Source organism: Flavobacterium limnophilum, assembly GCF_027111315.2.
Classification (GTDB): domain Bacteria; phylum Bacteroidota; class Bacteroidia; order Flavobacteriales; family Flavobacteriaceae; genus Flavobacterium; species Flavobacterium limnophilum.
Map to the genome: position 1 here is coordinate 3403323 of NZ_CP114289.2, position 21619 is coordinate 3424941.

11 protein-coding genes are annotated in these 21619 nt (G+C 38.8%); 3 read left to right on the forward strand and 8 right to left on the reverse strand.

Features of this window, described 5'->3' with window-relative positions; translation table 11 throughout:
• Positions 1-54: 54 nt before the first annotated feature.
• Positions 55-5631, reverse strand: coding sequence for an alpha-2-macroglobulin family protein (locus OZP13_RS14235; protein ID WP_281297580.1), 5577 nt, complete (start codon positions 5629-5631; stop codon positions 55-57).
• 160 nt (positions 5632-5791) lie between these two features.
• Positions 5792-6232, reverse strand: coding sequence for a nucleoside deaminase (locus OZP13_RS14240; protein ID WP_269240793.1), 441 nt, complete (start codon positions 6230-6232; stop codon positions 5792-5794).
• Positions 6233-6473: 241 nt separating this feature from the next.
• Here OZP13_RS14240 and OZP13_RS14245 point away from each other — a divergent pair, with 241 nt between their 5' ends.
• Together OZP13_RS14245 and OZP13_RS14250 are read left to right on the forward strand one after the other, a co-directional pair.
• Positions 6474-8243: a 1-deoxy-D-xylulose-5-phosphate synthase gene (locus OZP13_RS14245; protein ID WP_281297581.1), complete on the forward strand. Its 1770-nt coding sequence runs from the start codon at positions 6474-6476 to the stop codon at positions 8241-8243.
• A 39-nt stretch (positions 8244-8282) separates the two neighbouring features.
• Positions 8283-9314: a DUF3078 domain-containing protein gene (locus OZP13_RS14250; protein WP_281297582.1), complete on the forward strand. Its 1032-nt coding sequence runs from the start codon at positions 8283-8285 to the stop codon at positions 9312-9314.
• A 3-nt stretch (positions 9315-9317) separates the two neighbouring features.
• On the opposite strand, the gene OZP13_RS14255 is transcribed toward OZP13_RS14250, so the two are convergent.
• The 3 genes from OZP13_RS14255 to OZP13_RS14265 all read right to left on the reverse strand — a co-directional run bounded on the left by OZP13_RS14255 (position 9318) and on the right by OZP13_RS14265 (position 14523).
• The gene (locus OZP13_RS14255; protein ID WP_281297583.1) at positions 9318-10664 is read right to left on the reverse strand and encodes a deoxyguanosinetriphosphate triphosphohydrolase; all 1347 of its coding nucleotides are present in this window, start codon (positions 10662-10664) and stop codon (positions 9318-9320) included.
• Between the two features lie 253 nt (positions 10665-10917).
• Positions 10918-13962, reverse strand: coding sequence for a glycoside hydrolase family 2 protein (locus OZP13_RS14260; RefSeq protein WP_281297584.1), 3045 nt, complete (start codon positions 13960-13962; stop codon positions 10918-10920).
• A gap of 99 nt (positions 13963-14061) precedes the next feature.
• The gene (locus tag OZP13_RS14265; RefSeq protein WP_281297585.1) at positions 14062-14523 is read right to left on the reverse strand and encodes an Lrp/AsnC family transcriptional regulator; all 462 of its coding nucleotides are present in this window, start codon (positions 14521-14523) and stop codon (positions 14062-14064) included.
• A gap of 156 nt (positions 14524-14679) precedes the next feature.
• On the opposite strand from OZP13_RS14265, the gene metE reads away from it, so the two are divergent.
• The gene (metE, locus tag OZP13_RS14270) at positions 14680-17004 is read left to right on the forward strand and encodes a 5-methyltetrahydropteroyltriglutamate--homocysteine S-methyltransferase (RefSeq protein ID WP_281297586.1); all 2325 of its coding nucleotides are present in this window, start codon (positions 14680-14682) and stop codon (positions 17002-17004) included.
• 79 nt (positions 17005-17083) lie between these two features.
• Here metE and OZP13_RS14275 read toward each other — a convergent pair whose 3' ends face one another.
• From OZP13_RS14275 to OZP13_RS14285, 3 genes are all read right to left on the reverse strand, one after another.
• Positions 17084-17563, reverse strand: coding sequence for an RDD family protein (locus tag OZP13_RS14275; RefSeq protein WP_281297587.1), 480 nt, complete (start codon positions 17561-17563; stop codon positions 17084-17086).
• A 183-nt stretch (positions 17564-17746) separates the two neighbouring features.
• On the reverse strand, positions 17747-18625 hold the full coding sequence (locus OZP13_RS14280) for a hypothetical protein (protein ID WP_281297588.1): 879 nt from the start codon (positions 18623-18625) through the stop codon (positions 17747-17749).
• 373 nt (positions 18626-18998) lie between these two features.
• Positions 18999-21428 (reverse strand): ribonucleoside-diphosphate reductase subunit alpha, encoded by a 2430-nt coding sequence (locus OZP13_RS14285; RefSeq protein WP_281297589.1) that lies wholly within the window; start codon positions 21426-21428, stop codon positions 18999-19001.
• Between the last annotated feature and the right edge of the window lie 191 nt (positions 21429-21619).

The window sequence follows — 21619 nt, forward strand, 5'->3', positions numbered from 1 at the left end:
TATAAAAATAACCCTTTCAGAGTTTGAAACTCTGAAAGGGCTCGTTAACTATACTTACTTAATCACCTCAACCCAAAATCCTTTGGTTCTAGCCAAAAACGTATGGTCGTACATCGCTTCGCATTGCAATCCGGGCAAATAATAATTCCCCAAATAGGAAGCGTTGAGCAAGATTCTGAAGGTCTTGGCCTCATTGGCATTCAATCCAAAATAAAAATTGGTTCTGTCATCACGAATGTCGATATAATCGGCAATGTTGCTTGTCGCATCGCCATAATCGGTGAAACGCGTATTGACGATTTCAAATCCTGAAGGCAAAATTTGCGACAAGGCCACATTCTCCACCCTCTCATTCTTCCTGTTTTTGACAGTTACCACGGCCACAAATTCGGTTCCCTGATTTATTTTGGCCACATTGATAATTGCTCCTTTCCTGTTTTTGAAAACTACATTGGCAGACAAATTACTTTGAACAACCTGCTCTTGACCAATTGGAAGAATTCCTGTGTTGAGCACTCGAACAAAAAGCGTGTTGTTTTTGTTGTTTTTTATCGTGATGCCATTTGTCCCAGATTTTACTCCCAAAGTCCTTTCGGCTATCGATTTCATTGTTTTTACAACCTGTTTTTTACCTTCATTATTGAATTGAACATCGATGCCCTTGGTTCCGTTGCTTTGTGCAAACTTCGACATCGAATACAAACAATAAGCCGTCGTTTGCGTGCTCATCCATTCGCTGCTGGACATTTGTTTGGCCAGTTTGCTCGCCATCAAAAAGGCATTTTGTTTTTGTCCCAACAAGATCAAGGTTTCCAATGTCATTGCGCGATTCCTGTCGCTGGAACCATAATAGTAATAATTATACCTCGTGTTGATCTCGTCAATTTTGCTTTTTGCCAACAAGGTCAGTCCTGCCGCTTTTTGTCCGGCCAAAACATAAGCCGATGCCAAACGCAATTTGCTTTCGTTGGAAATTCCCGCGGTTTCCCTCAATCGATTCATCGAGGACAAATCAGGTGAACCGGCCAATGCCAAGGTATACAATCGGTAGGCTTGCGCCAAATCATTGCCGTATTGCACTACAAATCGCCACTGCTTGGCTTCTTTTTGTTGATACGAAATCCATTTTGACTTGAAATTAATGGGTAAAACATAGCCTTTTTTCTCGGCTTCTATCAAGAAATGTCCCGCATAGGAACTGCCCCAATCATCCGCCGTTGGTTCGCCTTGCCAATAGGAGAATCCTCCGTTCGACAACTGGAAACTTCCCAATCTCGTGATTCCGGCAGTTACATTTTTTTGGATGTTTTGTTTGCGAACGGCATCAATATCGACAACATCATTCAGGAACAATTGCGGAAAAACGGCCGAAGTAGTCTGCTCGACACAACCGTGCGGATATTCTATCAGATATTGCAATCTCCTGTTGAAATCGATGGTCGGCATTGACGAAACTTCGAGCTTGGCCTTGTTGCTTCCGGCGACTCCAAAAGTTTTCCAGGAAATGGCTTTGGAACTGTTGGGTGGCAAAACGACATCGGTAAATGTACTCGTCACCGGATTGGGATTCGTCATGTCGATTTCGACATCATAGGTCGATTTTGCAGCTCCGGAAGTTGCAACGATTTGCACTTTTCCAATTCCTGTGGCTCCACCCACTTCCAGGTTAAAATACGCCATTTTTTCGTCAGGTTGTGCGAAATTCAAACTTTGGACAGTGCTTCCTATAACTCTCAATCCATTGTTGGTTTTTATTTGAACAGTCACCTTTTTGATGTTTTTTTCCATCGTAAAAACAGTAACCGGAATAGTCACTTTTTCCGAAGGCGAAATTTTTCTTGGCAAAGAAGCCAATACCATCAAAGGACTGCGAACTGGAGTTGCTTTTTCGACACTTCCGTAAGCACTCGAGTTGGCATCGGCGGCCACGACCATCGTTCTTACCGATCCAATGTATTTGGGCAATTTCAATTGATGCATTTTCGTCTGTCCTTTTTCCAACTTGAACGGGCCAATATACACCACGACCGGTTTGAAACGATTGGCTTTCTTGGCTTTTCCGCCACCCAAATCTTGGTCGCCTCCAATACTAAAAATCTGGTTAACTTTTCCGCCATAGGCACCAATAACATCGTCGTAAACATCCCAGGTTTTCACGCCCAAAGCTTCTCGAACATAAAAGGCATTCCAGGCATTCGGCGTTTTGAAACGAGTTAAATCCAGCAAACCTTCATCAACAATGGCAATCGTATAAGTCATTGCTTTCCCTGATTTTTCACTTACTTTGACATTGAACGGCTGTTCCGGTCTCAAGACATCGGGCATTACCAATTTCGGTTCGAGAATGGTATTTTTATCAATGACTTCAATCGGGATGATACCGTACATCCTAATGGGCAAATCGTTCTTGGTCGAGGCGTGCGGCTGCAACAAGGTGATGTTGAAATACACATTCGGCGCCATAGCAGACGTGATTAGCACTTCTACTTTCGTTTCTCCTGTTTGGGTCGTTGCCCAAAGTGTTTGAACCACTTTCGAGCCATTTTCGATGGAAATCAAGGCGCGACCACCTTGGCTGGAAGGAAAGGAAATCTGCGCTTTTTCGCCAACGGCATATTTCTTTTTGTCGGCGGAAAAAACAAGCATATTTGCAGTTGAAGCATCGGTGTTTCTGGTTTTTCCTGACCAGATAGGCCAATCAATATTCACTGTCAGGGCTGTTGCGTGCCCGTCTGTTTCGTCCGAAACCCTGATTAAATAGCGCCCCCACTCTTCATCATTCAAGGCAAACTGCACCATTCCCTTGCCGTTTGCTCCCGTACTCAATCGGAAAGTTTTATAGGAAGTTGTGGCATTCGACGAATTATAATTCGACAAATTATCGCTCGAAGCATCCCACCACCAGCGCCATTCGACTTTGTAAACCTTGATTTCCAGATTTTTTACCGCTTTTGGATGCCCTTGTTCATCTAACGTGACGATGTCGAAACGGTTGTTTTTTCGGGTTTCCAACATTCCGTACTTATTGAGTTCCGGAGATTTTATCCCCACGTAAGTTTTGTAAGGAGAATATGCGGTGGACATCACGTCGGTACTGAAATCGCCACCTTCCTCATATACTTTGGTAATGAATGAGGCCTTCAACATTCCCGGGGCTTGTCCCTGCAATTTGGGTTCGATGTTTACAGAAGCCTTTCCATTGGCATCCACTTTACCGGAAAAAATATTGATTTCCTCGGTGCTGAATTGACGCACCAAATCATCAAAAACATAATTGGAGTAATTCTTGAAAGTAGTGGTTTGTTGGATAAATTTTGCCTGCATTTCCACCTTCAAATCTTTGGCGACAGCGCCGTGAAGCCAAGTCACTTCGAGATTGCTGGTGTTGGGATACGAAGAGGAAAGTACGGCGTTTTTGAAACTGTTTTTTATCTTTAGGCGATTGGGCTTTATGGTTTCAATTTTGATGCTTTTATAGAATTTTGCTCCACCCACATTGGCCATTGCTTCCCAATTTCCCGTTGGCGCATCAGAATTTGTCGGAACAACAAAAAGATAGTGGTTCCAATCGTTCGATCTTTGAACGGTTTGGTAAACCACTTTGCCGTTGGGGTCGGACAACCTGAATTTAATGGGGTGTGATGGGGGCAATTTATTCGCCGCATCGTTCAAGATAAACGACAAATACAATTTATCGCCGGGACGCCAAACGCCTCGTTCCCCATAAATATAGCCTTTGAGTCCTTTTTGCAAAGTTTCGCCGGCAACGTCAAAATTACTGACCGACAAAGAATTTCCGTCGTCAAGCTTGACATAAGTCGATTGGTTTCCTAAAGTCACGATGGCGAAATAGGCAAATTTATCCAACTGAAAATTGGCAATTCCTTCACTGTTTGTCGCCACGGATGCCAATTTTTGTTGTTGGTAACTATACAAATCGACGGTTGCATTTGAAACCGGCTCGGTAGTCACTATATTATTTACCGCAATGAAATAAGATTTGTTTTCACCTCGCTTGGCTATCACTCCCAAATCGGAAGCGAGAATGTTAGTTCCTATTTTGGTATTGTGGTAATAGGAATTCGAACAAGGGTTGTCCCTTTGTTGCCAATCGTAATCATCGTCATAATAATCGTCGTAGTCATAGTAATTGTTTCCGCTGTAATTCACGTCTTTCTCATCGACCACTTCTTCTTCCTCCTGATTCTCTTCGGTCGAGGGAGATTGACATTTGTAAAGCGAATACGCTTTCTTGAACGAGAACTCCACCCTGTAAATGGCACCGGGTTCGGGCGTGATTATTTTGGACAAATCTAGGGCAAACGTGTTCCATCTGCCAAAATTCAGCAGTTTGTTTTCCTTCAAATTCAAGGTCGTTTTGGCAATGGGTTGCGCCACCCGCTTCAAATTACGGGTTCCGTTCAATTCGTTGTCCTGAAGAAATTGGAGGATATTGTTCTTGTAAATCTTGTAAACTTTCACGTCAACGGCACCCAAGTTCACGGCTTCGAAATTGAGTTTCAAATTGTTGGAACTTGGCAAAATGGTTCCGTTTTTCACAAAACGCACACTTGGTTTGGTTTGTTCAAAAGAGACTTTTGTCATAAAATTTTGCAACATCTTTTGCCCTTCGTCATTCTCGATCCCCTGGAAAACTTCAACCAAAAGTTCTCCGCTAATTTCCTGCAAAGGCTTTCTGTTTCCATACTCATCCACTTCGTCTTCATTCAAGGTGGATGCACTTGTCCCATCGTTATTGAAAAACACTTTCAACAAATTCCCTTGAACCACAAACTTGAGATTACTGGTGTTTTGTATGGCTACCAATCCGCTAAAATCCTGTCTGTTCTGCAAAGGGTCGGAAAAATTGATGTACAAGGTTTGGACATTTCCTTCCGGAATTTCTACTTTCATAACCTTGAAAACATCTTTTGCGGCAATGGCATACTCCATTTTTCCTTTTTGGTCGATATCGAAATCGCCGCCGTCATACGAAATTTCAACCTTGCTTTCTTCCGAAAAACGTTGAATACTGTCGATGATAAACTTGAATTCCGTTCCGGAGTTAACGGTTTTGTCGAATTTAATTTTTAACTCCTTATTTTTTTGTTCAGCCGTAATCAATTTTTTAGCCGTTTCAAGATCGATGTTGTCGGCCGTTTTTAGCGTTCCGTTCAAATACTGGAAGTCTTTATTATAGGACTGGACATCGTGTGTTTCGACAACGAAATCCTGTTTGATGGTTTTAATGGTAAAATTGAATTGGGAAAGTTCTTTTTTCACGGTTATCAGTTTGGACAAATTCAGGCTGACTTGATATTCCGTGTCCGATTTCAATTTTTCTTCAGGAATAAAGGCAATGGTATTGCTTGAAAGTGCGATAACCTTCCCGTCAACACTTGGCGAAATATCGAACAAATCGCTGTCTAAAACTTGGTTCGCTTTCCATTCTTTTTTGTCGAAAGCCAGAACCACCCTAATATCAGAAGTCGTCGAGACAACCCCTCCGGTAAAACCCGTTATATACTCTTTAAACAATGAAAAATCAGAATTAAAATCAGACGATTTCTTGCTGCACGCTTGAAATACCAAAAAAACAAAAAACACGTAAACTAATCCTTTTGCTTTCATTTTTATAAAGAGTTAATGGGTTACGAAAAATATATTTATGACAAAAAAGTATTCCAACACAAAATGCACAACAACGAAAATGCATTTTATATTGTAGTAAAAGTATAGTATTTTTGAATTACTTTTAAGAAGAATTTTCAGGATAAATAAAAATATTTTTTTACCTCCTTTTTTTGAAAAACCGCTTCATCAATTCCGAAGCTTCATTGGCCAAAACTCCCCGAATTACTGTGGTTTTTGGATGCAATTGGGTTCCCATTTTTTCGAAACCGCGATGCTCGTCGCTGGCTCCATAAACAATTTTTGAAATCTGGCTCCAGTACAAAGCGCCGGCACACATTTGGCAAGGTTCCAAGGTGACATACAGCGTGCAACCCACCAAGTATTTTCCACCCAGAAAGTTGGCGGCGGCTGTTATGGCCTGCATTTCGGCGTGGGCGGTAACGTCATTGAGCATTTCGGTAAGATTGTGACCTCGGGCAATGACTTTGTTGTCGATTACGATGATGGCACCTACGGGAATTTCGTCTTTTTCAAAAGCCATTTCTGCCTCCTGCAAGGCTTTCTTCATGAAATATTCGTCGGTGAAAGGGTTTTCCATACGGCAAAAGTACGATTTTGAAACAATTTTGTGGGTCTTATAACCATTAACAAACATTCAAAAAAAATCTTCTTTTGCCTATTATTAAAATTTCCAATAACTAATTGCCTCAAAAAAGATGAAATTTTGAGGCGATTAGTAAAAATAATCGCCTCATTTTTTAGTTTTGACATTTTTTGACGCAGAATAAATTCAAAAACAGAATTAAATTTAAAACCGTAAATTCGCTTTTTGAATTCTAATGAAAAGTAACTTACTCCAACACATCAATAATCCAACCGACTTACGTCAACTCGATGAAGCCCAACTTCCTCAAGTTGCCCAAGAATTGCGCAATTTTATTATTGACATTGTTGCCACAAAAGAAGGTCATTTGGGCGCAAGCCTCGGCGTTGTAGAACTTACTATTGCTTTGCATTATGTATTTAATACACCGGAAGATTTATTAATTTGGGACGTGGGACATCAAGCTTACGGACACAAAATATTGACTGAAAGAAGAGAAAATTTTCATACTAATCGCCAACTGAACGGCATTTCAGGTTTTCCTAAAAGAAGCGAAAGTATTTATGATGCTTTTGGCGTAGGCCACTCCTCCACTTCCATTTCGGCAGCTTTGGGAATGGCGATTGCCTCGAATTTGAAAGGCGATTTAGAAAAACATCATATAGCAGTTATTGGCGATGCTTCCATCGCATCTGGAATGGCGTTCGAAGGTTTGAATCACGCTGGCGTTACCGATGCCAATTTACTGGTAATTCTCAACGACAACGCCATCGGGATTGACCCAAGTGTTGGCGCTTTGAAAAAGTATCTCACTGCCGTGAAAGAAGGAAAAAACCCGAAGAAAAACAATATGATTAAATCCCTGAATTTTGATTATTCAGGACCAATTGATGGCAATGATATTTTTGCAGTCATCAAGGAATTGAAAAGGCTGAAAAAAGTAAAAGGACCAAAATTCCTTCACATAATTACCACAAAAGGAAAAGGGTTACAGCAAGCCGAAGAAGACCAGGTAAAATACCACGCTCCCGGAAAATTTGATGCTTCAACCGGAGAAATTCACCCAAAGTCAGAAGAAAATTTGCCTCCAAAATATCAGGATGTTTTTGGCTTGACCATTTTAGATTTGGCGAAAGCTAATGAAAAAATTATTGGAATCACGCCTGCCATGCCATCGGGAAGTTCGTTGAAATTCATGATGGACGCTTTTCCAAAACGCGCCTTTGACGTGGGAATTGCCGAGCAACATGCAGTCACTCTTTCAGCAGGAATGGCAACACAGGGAATGATTGTTTTTTGCAATATTTATTCCACTTTTTTGCAACGAGCCTACGACCAAGTCATTCACGACGTGGCTTTACAGGATTTGCCAGTTATTTTTTGTTTAGACAGGGCAGGATTGGTTGGCGAGGACGGCGCCACGCATCACGGCGTTTTCGACTTGGCTTATTTGCGTTGTATTCCCAACATGATTATTTATTCGCCATTGAATGAAATGGCTTTGCGAAACATTCTATACACAGCCCAATTGGGGTTGAATCACCCAATTGCGATTCGCTATCCTCGTGGTCGTGGTCAAATTGTGGATTGGCAAAAACCCTACGAAAAAATTGAAATCGGCAAGGCAAATTGCCTCCAAGAAGGGACGAAATTGGCGGTTTTATCCAACGGCACCATCGGCAATAACGTGACTCTGGCATTATCCAAAATAGACAATCCAGAAACCATTGCCCACTACGATTTTGCTTTTGTCAAACCCTTGGACGAAAATTTATTGCATACCATTTTCACGGCATTTGAAAACATAATCACCATTGAAGATGGCGTTGCAAAAGGAGGTTTTGGCACGACTATTGCTGAGTTTGCAACGAAAAATAATTATACTTCAAAGGTGAAAATTCTTGGAATTCCTGACGAATTCATAGAACAAGGAACTATTGAAGAATTACAACAATATTGCAAAATTGACGTCAAAAGTCTGGAGAATATTTTTTCGAACTATTGAAATGAATTATTTTTGCATTTTCAAACTAAATATTTAATAATGAAGTTACTACACATCCTACTTATACTAGTTTCATTAACATTTTTTGCAAATAGTTATTCACAAGAAAAAGAAGAGCTGACCCCAATAATGGTTGAAATCATCCCGATCACAGCCTTTTTACCCCCAATAACAGCCACAAAAACAATAAAACCAGCCATAACCCTCCTGTTCCCGGTTTCGGCTTGGACAAAAAAGAACACGGTAGGGTTTGACCTAAGTGAAATTGCATTTGTCAACTGGAGCGCTGGAGGTACCAGTTCTATTTCGGGCTTGGTAAAAGGGAATTTTACTCGAGTTTACAACACGGAAAAAAGCAAATGGGTAAGTGAACTCATCGTGAAATATGGAATCAACAAGCAAGATGGATTGGATATCAGAAAATCCGATGACGAGTTTCGAATTAATTCCACTTATGGCTATAGAAAGAACGAATCTTCGAATTGGTATCATTCGGCCAAATTCAATTTTAATACCCAGTTTACCAACGGTTACAAATACCCAGACACCGAACATCCCATTTCAAAACCATTTGCGCCAGCCTACACTTTCCTTGGAGCCGGTGCCGATTATTTCGACAAAGCGAAGAAATTTGACGTCTATATTTCGCCAGTGACCTTGAAAAGCACTCTGGTTTTAGACCAAACTTTGGCCAACAAAGGCGCTTTTGGTGTAACCAAGGCAACTTACGATTCGGAAGGAAACATGATTTCAAAAGGAAAACAATCCAAAACCGAATTTGGATTTTTGGTAACCAACTACTACAAAAAAGAAGTTTGGAAAAACATCACGATGGAAAACCGATTGAGTTTATATTCTGATTATGCCAACAATTTCGGGAACATCGATGTGGAATGGAAATTGCAATTTGATTTAGTTGTCAATCAATATGTAAGTGCCAACATTGGAGCGCACGCCATTTATGACGATGACGTAAAAACTACCGAGGTAATTGATGGCGAAAAAGTTGCCAAAGGCCCAGTATTGCAGCTAAAACAAACCCTTGGCATCGGAATGGTTTATGCTTTTTAAACCTTAATTCGTTTTTCGGCCGTTGATGGTTTCATATAATTCCAAGGCATTTCCGTCAGTCAAAAGACTTACGTAATGGCAAATATGCAAGAGTCTTTTGTACAAATCCTCTTTTTCTTCCCAGAACTTTTCGGGCAATATCTTCAGCAATAATTTGTCGTAATTGGACGAATTTCCGTCGAATTTATTATTGAAAGCGGTGATGAATTTATCCAACAAGGTTTGGATAATCTGGTAACCAACGATTTCTTTTTCGATTACCTCGCGACTTTGATAGATGTTTTTGACGCTCAACTTGATTATGTCATCCATTTGGACTTTGTATTTGCTTTTGTCGGTCAAGGCGAAAGGGAATCTACCATCCAAAATAGCCTCTTCATTTTCGACAAAAACTTTCACTGCATCGTTTATTAAACTGCCAATGGCCAAAGCCCTCAGGTAACTGATTCTATCTTCTTTGGTGGTCAACGTATTGTATTTTGAAGAATCTATGCTGTCTTTGACTAATTTGATTAAATATTCCAAGGCAAAATCTTCGGAAACCAAACCTAGATTGATGCCGTCTTCGAAATCGATAATGGTGTAACAAATATCATCCGCAGCCTCGACCAAATAAGCCAAAGGATGTCTTTCGAAACCAATGTCGTCTCCGTCTTTATTGGAAATCATTCCCAATTCGGAAGCTACATCTTGAAAGAATTCCTTGTCTGATTGAAAGAAACCGTATTTTTTGTCGGCAATATTTGATGTTGGTTTTTTGGGCAAACTTTCTTTTGGATATTTCAAGAAAGCACCAAGAGTGGCATAGGAAATTCTCAAACCGCCTTCAATTCCAGGACGACTGGCAGTAAGCACCGAAAAACCGTTGGCATTGCCTTCAAAATCGATTAAATCTTGCCATTCCTTGGCCGAAAGTTGGTCTTTGTATTGTTGTCCATTTCCAATGGAAAAATATTCGCCAATGGCTTTTTCTCCGGAATGTCCAAAAGGCGGATTACCAATGTCGTGTGCCAAAGAAGCAGCGGCAACAATGGCCCCAAAATCATTAGCCTGAAAACCGTGAACTTCTTTCAGATGCGGATATTTTTCGATGATTTTCTTGCCAACCAATCTCCCTATGGAACGTCCCACAACCGAAACTTCCAAACTGTGCGTCAATCGGGTGTGCACAAAATCGGTTTTCGAAAGTGGAATAACTTGTGTTTTGTCTTGCAAACTGCGAAATGCCGCCGAGAATATAATTCGATCATAATCGACTTCGAAACCCAAACGAGTGTCGTCTTGTTCAATTCGTAATCGTTTGCTCGTGTCGCCTTGACGTTTTAAAGACAATAGTTGTTCCCAGTTCATTTTGATCTTTTTGATATTTATCTTCAAAGATAAAAGAAACATTCTTTTATAAAAAAGTTAACTCTAAAATTATTTAAAAGCTTTGGAAACAATTAGCAATAAAGGCAAAAGAGCTACTTTTAGTCCTGATTGTCAATTGCTTTCGCAATTACCTTTTCCTTTTTTCTTTAAAAAAGAAAAGAAAAACGAAGAGCAGGAACTATGCGGCTAAAAACGCCTCATAATTCCTGCTCCTAAAAAAATGGAATTCAGTTTATTTCAACAGGTTCAGCAAAAGTTGTTGTCCCACGATATTGGCCTTGTTTTTAGCCGAGACGTTAAAAGTTTTCATGGACGCATTTTCGCCATCACCTTCTACTTTTTTGGCTACTTCATTTTCTTTGATGCAACTAAAAATGTCCAGCGCACAAAAAATTATTTTTCCTCGTCCGTGAGGCACCACGCTTAGGGCTGAATAGACTTCCTGCTTGTGATCGGAAACGCATCCAACGATAGTTTCACCGTTGAATATTCGGAGTCCAAGTCTATTTTTATTATAGGTTGCGAAACATTGGTATTCCCAATTGAACACGCAAGATTGTGGCAAACCTTCGAACCATTTCGTTTCTTTTACAAAATAATTTCCGCCATACCAAGATGTTCCCAGTGTCTTGAAACCTCTATAATCAACGGCTTCTTTTTTGGCAAAATAGGTTGACCAAATGTCGATGTCATTGACCACGACTATGGTGTTTCCGTTATTCACCCATTCTAAAAGATCCGTAACCAATGGATTTCCTGTTTGAAGTGGCTTGAAAGCTCCAATTACCAAACAATTTCCCGATGGATTCCCTTTTTTATAATCTTTGAAAGCTATCTTCTCAGAGTCAAAGTATTTACCAACAACTCCCGTAGTATCGGCAACCATAATATTGGAAGCGATTTTTTCCTTGTTCAATTTTACGGCAAACAATTCGTCGTTTCCTGCTGCGATAACCGTATTGTCTTTCGATACCAATTCGGCAGTAATACTGGTATAACCTTCTGTTTGTGGTACAAAAGTGTTTTTAGAAGACAGTAATTCTCCATATTTAATTCCTCCGCTCACGGTTACAGGAATTGTTTTTGTCCAAACGGTTTCTTTCTTGTTATTTGTAGCTTTAACTTTTAGGTCGAATGATCCTTTTATGTCTTTTTCGTTCACGATAAAAAAATCAACAGTTGTTGTATCTTTCACGGACAAAACCTTATTCGTCAACTTAACAGCTACATACAAAGGTTTGTTGTAACGGGCAATTACATCAGCATCACCCTTTAGATTTCGGTAATTATCCACAATTCCCGAATGGTTTTCCAGCTTCATGCTTTCCCAGCCATTTACTGCATAACCATCAATGGTATTGTTGATTCGCACATTTTCAATCGTTCTTCCTTGATAATAAAAAGCTACATTCCCCATTTGTCGCGTCAAACTGTCCACATTTGGAAACGACTTCTCGAAATCATTTTTCTTCAGGAAATTATCGTAAGCGTCATACCATTTAAGATAATCGTCGGTTTCCCAGCCGATGTTTTTCCCTCTTTTCAGAATTTCATCTCTAATTAGCTGTAATCTTGGAGGCGTTCCTATTGCTCCTTCTTCTCCGTAATAAATGATTTCGGCTTTATTATCCGAGAACTTTGCATACTTTTTAGGACTGCTATATAAGTTATCGTGATACACTCCAGGGCCACCGGCGTGATGCTGATCAAACCAGCCATAATTGTAAAATTGATTATCGTAAGGCAACAAATGCAATTTAAAACGTGCATCTGGCCCTTTCTTTATGGAACCATTGCTAGAATTGTAAGTCAAAATTCTTGTTGGATCCAATTTATGACCAGCCAACATTTGCAGACTGTCTATTTTTTGTGGTTCGGCTCCTCTTTCGTTGTGCATATTATAAATAACCAAGGAAGGATGACTTCGGTCGCGTTTTATCATTCTAAAGAATTTTTCGTCGCGAGCTGCAAAATAAAAATTGGCTTGTTTCTTTTCCAACTCATTCTTAGGATTGAATTGTTTTTCTGGATACTGGTTTCCTCCCGGTTCCTGATAATAAAGCAAGCCCATTTCATCGGCATAATCCAAGACATTGGTTTGACCAATGGTTCTATGAAAATTAAGCATGTTCAAACCAAGTGCTTTGGCATCGGTAATTTGTTTTTTGGCCAGTTCATCGCTTGGCGCAATTCCGTTTACAGGCCAGAAGCCCCAGGAGATTGCTGTCCTTACCACTATGCGTTTGTTGTTCAGATAAAACTGTTTGTCGCCTTCAATGTCTTTGACTTCGAACCAGCGGAAACCAAACTTTTTCTCCACAACATCCTTTACAACATTATCTTTTTTAATCGTGGTTTTTAGCACATATAAATTAGGATTATCCACGTCCCAAAGCTTGGCATTATCGACTTTAACGGTGAAAGATTGCGAAGCATTATTTCCACGAACTGCTTCAATTGGATAGGCTTTTGACCAAACTGACGCGCCTGTTTTTCTTTCGCTTACTTCCAACAAAACACTTCCTTTAAAAGTTGAATGTGCATTGTTGGTTAACGAAACTTCCGCATCAACTTCATTCAAGGCTGGTTTATTTTTAATAAAAACATCGTTTACAAAAACAGTTTCGGTTGCCACAAGGCTCACTTTCCCGGTAATTCCTCCGAAACCGTGGGTTGGATTCGTGCGATAATCACCCCACATATAATTGGAACTGTCTCTCCAATCAAAATTTCCGTTTGGATCCGTAATCCGAACCGCTATCGAATTGGGTTTTCCGACGGTTACAAAATTGGTAATATCGACATCAAAAGGAGTTCCGTTTATCAAATCGTAACCTGCCAATTTTTTGTTTACAAATACTTCGGCGCGGAAACGAACGCTTTCAAAATGTAAAACAATTCGCTTGCCTTTCATTGCTGCCGGCACATCCACTTGGGTCGTAAACCACGAAATGCCCAAATAATTTCCCGAAACTCCAAAAGGGTTTTTGTTCAACCCCCAATGAAATTCTTCGACCGTTGCCGGAAGTTGCACCGTTTTTTTTTCTCCTTTTTCCAATGCTTGCCAACCGCCAGAAGGCAAATTAACTGGTAATTTTTTAAGGTCAACTGGAGGAGTGAACAAAACGTCATTTTGCCATTGAGCTGCTGGATCCAACCAAAGTTGCCAGTTATTCTTGGATATGTCTTGCACAATACGTTGCTGGGCAAATGAAATTGTGGTGGTTAAAACTGTAAATAAAAAAACGAATAGTGGTTTTAGATTTTTTGGGTACATTTTAGATTTATTAACTGATTTTATTTAGAAGTGATTATTTTTACCAAATTTAGGGCATTTGCCATGCCAAATGAGGGGACATTTCTCTTTTTTTATAGGTCAAATCGCCAATGCCGTGCTATTCTTGATTTCTCCCATCACGAAAACGCTGTGCGTGTTGCCAATATTTTCGATGGTGGATAATTTATTCATCACAAAATCCTGATAACTGGACATGTCTTCGACCAAAATTTTGAGCATAAAATCATAATCGCCGGCAATATTGTAGCATTCGATAATTTCTGGAAGTGCCACGATATCTTTCACAAAATTGCTTCCCACATTTTTTGCGTGTTCTTTGAGTCGGACATTGCAAAAAACCGTCATCCCAAGATTGAGTTTTTTCTTGTCCAACAAAGCCACGTATTTCATGATATATCCGTCTCGTTCCAGTCTTTTGATTCGCTCATAAACGGGTGTAACGGTCAGGAATAATTTGCTGGCCAGCTCTTTTGTGTTGATATTCGAGTTCTCCTGTAGCTGTTTTAATATCTGCAAATCGATGTGGTCTAAGTTTTCCATAGTTTTTTTTACTGTCAGGATTCAATTAAAAAGTTTTACTCATTACAAATTACTGCAAAAATAACCAAACACAAATCATTTTACTGAAAAAATAAACTTACTTAAGTTTAAAAACCCAATACAATACATTTGTGCAGTAAAAAATACTATAAAAAAATGAAAACAAATAATTTGGGCTACCCTAGAATTGGCAGCAACAGAGAACTGAAAAAAGCCAGCGAATTATACTGGGCTGGAAAAATCACTGCAGATGAATTGTTGGAAGTTGGACAAAACATCCGTGCAACAAACTGGCAATTACAAGCCAAAGCAGGAATCGATTTAATTCCTTCCAACGATTTTTCTTTCTACGACCAGGTGTTGGATTTAACGCTTACTTTGGGAGCAATTCCGAAACGTTATAACGAAATTGCAAAAACAAACTCCACTTTGGATTTGTATTTTGCCATGGCAAGAGGTTCGCAAAAAGAAGGACAAGACGTAGTGGCAATGGAAATGACCAAATGGTTTGACACCAACTACCACTATATCGTTCCTGAATTTACCCAAAACCAAAAATTCGAATTGTTTTCGACCAAAATAATTAACGAATTTGTGGAGTCCAAAAAATTAGGAATCACTACCAAGCCTGTACTTATAGGGCCTGTATCTTATCTTTTATTGGGTAAAGAAAAAGAAGAAGGTTTTCATAGAATTAATCTTATTGAAAAATTATTGCCTGTTTACTTTGAAATTCTGAACGCCTTACAAAACGAAGGAGCGGAATACATTCAATTGGACGAGCCGTTTTTAGCATTGAACTTAACCGACAAAGAACGTCTTGCCATTACTTTCGTTTACAATGAAATCAACAAAAATTTCCCTTCTCTAAAAATAATTTTGGCTAATTATTTTGACTGTTTTGGAGAGAATCTGGAGACTGTCTTGGCTTTGCCTGTTCATACTTTGCACTTGGATTTGGTGCGTTGTTCTTCTCAATTGGATGACATTTTGGAGTCGGGAAAGTTGGCTACCAACGTAAATCTTTCCCTAGGAGTTGTGGACGGAAGAAACATCTGGAAAAATGACTTCAAAAAATCTTTGGCATTAATCGAAAAAGCAACCAACGCAATTGGAAAAGATCGGGTTTTGATTGCTCCGTCTTGTTCTTTAATTCACTCTCCGTGCGATTTGGATTTAGAAACTAATGAAGCCACATTGACACCCGAAATCAAACAATGGTTGGCTTTTGCCAAACAAAAAATTGAAGAAATCGTATTGCTTCAGAATTTCGCTTTAGACGAAGTAAGTTTGGTCGATTCGGTTTCTTTTCAAGAAAACACTATAGCCAACGAGAACCGTAAAACCTCAAAGTTAATTCATAATGACGAAGTTAAAAATCGTGTGGCGAGCATTACAAAAGGCGACGATGAAAGAGAAAATCCATTTGCAGTTCGAAGAAAAAAACAAATTGAAGCCTTGAATCTTCCATTGTTTCCAACGACAACAATCGGTTCTTTTCCGCAAACGACTGAAGTTCGCAGCTGGAGAGCTAAGTTCAAAAAAGGCGAATTATCTCAAGCAGAATATGATGATTTACTTCAAAAAGAAACCGAAGAAACCATTCGTTTTCAGGAAGAAACCGGAATCGACGTTTTGGTTCACGGAGAATTTGAACGCAACGATATGGTGGAATATTTTGGAGAACAATTGGACGGATTTACCTTTACCAAAAACGGCTGGGTTCAGAGTTATGGCAGCCGATGCGTGAAACCTCCCGTTATTTATGGTGATGTTTCCCGTCCCAATCCAATGACAGTAAAATGGGCAGAATTTGCGCAATCGCTTACGCCAAAATGGGTCAAAGGAATGCTGACAGGACCAGTTACTATCTTGCAATGGTCATTCGTTCGTAACGATCAGCCACGTTCCGAAACTTGCACCCAAATTGCTTTGGCGATACGTGATGAAGTTGTAGATTTAGAAAAAGCAGGTATCAAAATCATTCAAATTGACGAGCCTGCGATTCGTGAAGGATTGCCTTTGCGCAAAGAAGAATGGGCTAACTACTTGGATTGGGCCATAAAAGCGTTTAGAATTTCGGCTTCCGGTGTAAAAGACGATACGCAAATTCACACGCACATGTGTTACAGCGAATTCAACGACATTATCCAAAATATCGCCGATATGGATGCCGATGTAATCACGATTGAGTGTTCGCGTTCGCAAATGGAATTATTGGATATTTTTGCCGATTTTAAATACCCGAATGAAATAGGCCCCGGCGTTTATGACATTCATTCACCAAGAGTTCCTTCACGAAATGAAATGGTTCATTTATTGGAAAAAGCCTCGGCCGTTGTTCCTGTTGACCAACTTTGGGTGAATCCTGATTGTGGTTTGAAAACACGTCATTGGGACGAAACCAAAAAGGCATTGATCGAAATGGTCGCTGCCGCTAAAGAAATGCGAATTGCTGTTGAAAATAGTGCAACTGCATAACCTTTAACTAAAAAACACCTAGTAATTTCAATAATTCACTGGGTGTTTTTTTTTTAAATATTTGCTTTTTATAATTTCATCAAGGAAAAGCAACAACTCCCTTTTTATGATTGAATTCGTGTTTTCGCACCACGTAGGTATCCGAAAAAAAATCGTGCAATCCCCTGACATTACTTCCTAAAAAAGTAATTGCTTCAAGGGGAATAAAACGACACAGTGTTCGCAAGAGAATAATTTTATAGCTTGGTTTCAACCCATCCTTTGTCACCACGATTGTTTTGGTAAAATACTTGGCAAAAGTCCTGGAAAAATACGTTTCGGTCAAAAAGTAGTATAAAAACAGTATTACGGACCAAAAAAACAATTTCTCGAAAGTTGTTGTCGATTCGACCCAAACCTTCAAGTCATAATTGTTTGTAACATCACCAATGATGGCGACTGTTGTTGCAATACTAATCAAGACAGTATGGACAATCAATAAATCGAGAATGCAATTCAAAAAACGTTGCCCTCGTGTTGCCAATAAATCATCTGTAACAGTAAATTTTATATTTTCCATTTTGAAGGTTTTTAATTTTCAGGGAAAAAAGCTTTTTTGTAGCGATAACTCACTCAAATATAGTGAATTATTTTAACAAAAAATGATTTTAGAACAGAGAAAACTAGCCTCATTGATTTGTAAATAGTTACAAAAAAAACAGCTACCAAAATTGATAGCTGCCTTTGAAAAATTAAAATTCAATTATGATGCCTGTCTTATTATATCTAAAGAAATCTTAATTAAAGATTCTGTAGTAGGCTCTCCTTCATCATATTCAACCAAACTAGTAACATCGACATTTGACCTTATCTTTTCTTGATTCTTTACATAAAATGTCTTAGTGGAGCCATTTATTCCTAATACGAAAGTGATTTCGTCATACTCTCCTTTATTCAAAAAAGGGATTTTTTCATTTGAAGAAGAAAATGTATTAAAGAGCTCTAACAATATATCTTTAAGATTTTGCCCTTCATTCATAACGTTATTCAACTTAAAAACTCTCTCTTCTCTTCCTAACAACAAATCATTTTCAATCAACTTAAACTCTTTGAGCTTTCCAAATTCAAGATAATTTTCAATAAAATATCTTGGAGGCGCCTGCCTTAATTCCAATAAAAAATTTGAAACACCTTTGGTTCTCATAAAATTATTAAAAGCATTTTCAAAAATTGACTTAACTCCGTGATTTTCTTTTTTCTGCACAATCAAAAAACCAATTTTTGATCCTTTAGGCACATGAATCAAATAGAAAAAATCTTTTGAAACCAGATCAACTCCTTTTATATCAAACTTTAATTTATTTGTTTTTCTGTCTTTTATCTTTCCTTTTTCACCAGTATAAGCAGAATCAAAATAACCTGAAATTGTTCTGTTTGCTGAATTTTTATTTTGCAAATCACTCAAAGTAAAAGTCCTATATTTTCCTTGATTGTCTATATAGCCTCTTATATTTTGGTGTATATATCCGCAAAAATCATTCATCGTATCTAACAAGTCTTCATCTTCATTGTAAAAACTCAATACTTGTTGTTCTTTTGCTTTATTCAAAAGCATAAATCTGTAAATATTTAAATTTATCATTACTTTTCTTATTTTAAATTATTGTTTTGATTTGTTAATAATTTCTACAACCCTTGTAAAAACAAAGAGTTGAAAAAAAATTTATCAACGTTTTAAATTCTGTGAATAATTTAACTTTGAAAGATGATATTTTTTTATACTTTTGAAGTATAAATAAGCGGGTGAGGTAACCTCATCATCTTTATATAACTTAAATTTTTAGGGAGTCGGATCCAAAATAATTAAGTTACAAAGTAGGGATATCTTCACGGACATCCCTTTTTTTTTATGCTATGCCATTCTTGTTTTTTCTTTACCCCAGCATTTAATTTATTGATTAATATTGCATAAAAAGGCTTCAATTACGAAGCCTTTCATTATTGTTTATATAAAATTACGAACCGCACATTTCGCAATCTTCCGGACCGGCATTTTTGGCCAATTCAATCATTGCCCTGTATTCTTCGGCTGTCATTTCGACTTGTTCGTTTACAGCAGCAACAGGTTGCAATCTTTGTTCGGCTACTTGCGCTGCAACTTCAGTTGGTTCCGATTTTTTGTCGTTGTTCAATGTGAATTTAATGGCATCAACAGCTGATTTTGTTCTTAAGTAATACATTCCAGTTTTCAATCCAGATTGCCAAGCGTAGAAGTGCATTGAAGTCAATTTAGAGTAATTGGCGTTTTGCATAAACAAGTTCAACGATTGCGATTGATCTACAAAATAACCACGTTGACGAGACATATCGATGATATCTTTCATTGACATTTCCCAAACGGTCTTGTACAATTCTTTCAAGTCTTGCGGAATATTTAAGTCCTGAACCGAACCATTGTTGCGCATCAATTCTTGTTTCAAAGTTTCGTTCCAAAGTCCGCGTTCCACCAAATCATTTAACAAATGTTTGTTTACCACGATAAATTCTCCCGAAAGCACGCGTCTGGTGTAAATATTGGAAGTATATGGCTCGAATGCTTCGTTATTACCCAAAATTTGTGAAGTCGAAGCGGTTGGCATCGGTGCCACCAACAAGGAGTTTCTTACTCCGTGTTCCATCACTTCTTTTCTCAAGGATGCCCAGTCCCAACGTCCTGAAAGCTCTTCGTCTTTCATTCCCCAAAGGTTGTGTTGGAATTCTCCTTGCGAAATTGGCGATCCTCCATAGGTAGAATAAGGTCCTTCTTCTTTTGCCATTTCCATCGAAGCGGTTACGGCTGCAAAGTACAAAGTTTCGAAAATTTCTTGGTTCAATTTCTTGGCTTCGTCACTGGTAAAAGGCATACGCAACATAATGAAAGCATCGGCAAGACCTTGCACTCCAAGACCAATTGGACGATGACGCATATTGGAATTCTCGGCTTCGACAACTGGATAGTAATTTCTGTCGATAACTTTATTCAAGTTTCTGGTTACTCGTTTGGTAACAGTAAACAACAATTCGTGATTGAATGTTTTGTTTTCCACAAACATTGGCAACGAAAGCGAAGCCAAATTACAAACGGCAATTTCATCACTTGAGGTATATTCCATAATCTCGGTACACAAATTCGATGAACGAATGGTTCCCAGATTTTTTTGGTTTGATTTACGGTTTACGGCATCTTTGTACAACATATATGGCGTTCCGGTTTCGATTTGCGATTCCAGAATTTTCTCCCACAATTCGTGTGCTTTGATCGTTTTCCTGCCTTTTCCTGCTTTTTCGTAATCGGTGTACATTTTTTCGAATTCCTCGCCATAAACATCATACAAACCTGGACATTCATTTGGACACATTAATGTCCAATCTCCATTTTCTTGCACCCGTTTCATGAACAAATCCGAAGTCCACATTGCAAAGAATAAATCTCTGGCGCGCATTTCTTCTTTTCCGGTATTCTTTTTCAAATCCAAGAATTCGAAAATATCAGCGTGCCAAGTTTCGATGTAAATCGCAAAACTACCTTTACGTTTTCCACCACCTTGATCCACATAACGAGCAGTATCGTTAAAAACTCTCAACATCGGAACAATTCCGTTCGATGTTCCGTTGGTGCCACGAATGTAAGAACCCGTTGCACGAACGTTGTGAATAGAAAGCCCTACTCCACCTGCCGATTGCGAGATTTTTGCCGTGTTTTTTAAGGTGTCGTAAATTCCGTCGATACTGTCGTCTTTCATTGCCAAAAGGAAACAAGAAGACATTTGAGGTTTTGGAGTTCCCGAGTTGAACAATGTTGGCGTGGCGTGTGTAAAGAATTTTTTCGACATCAAGTCGTAAGTTTCTATTACCGATTTCAAATCATCTAAGTGAATCCCCACCGAAACACGCATCAACATGTGTTGCGGACGCTCCACAATTTTTCCGTTTATTCTCAATAAATACGAACGTTCCAAGGTTTTGAAACCAAAATAATCGTAGTTGAAATCTCTATTGTATATGATATGCGAATCCAAGAATTCGGCATTTTCCATAATTACTTTATGCACTTCGTCCGAAAGCAAAGGTGCTTCCAGATTGGTTCTCGGATTTACATAATGAAACATTTCGTTCATGGTTTCCGAGAATGATTTTTTGGTATTGGAATGCAAATTCGAAATGGCAATTCTGGCAGCCAATTGTGCATAATCAGGATGCGCAATGGTCATAGAGGCTGCAGTTTCTGCCGCAAGATTATCTAATTCTGATGTTGAAACTCCATCGTAAAGTCCTTCAATTACTCTCATTGCCACTTTTACGGCATCTACTAAATCATTCAAACCATAGCATAGTTTTTTAATCCTATCCGTGATTTTGTCGAACATTACCGGCTCTTTGTGGCCATCTCTTTTTACTACGTACATAATCTTGTTGTTTTTTAAAACAGAAAATCCCTTTCCTGTTTTGGTGAATTTGTATTACTGTTTTGGGAAACCAATCCCGGTATTATTCTAATTTTGTTCCAACAATTAGGGTATATTCGCCTTGTCCCGAAACAATCGAGAGGAAGCTAATCTCTTTTAAATTTAAGATTTTTTTGTAAAAAATGTTTCTA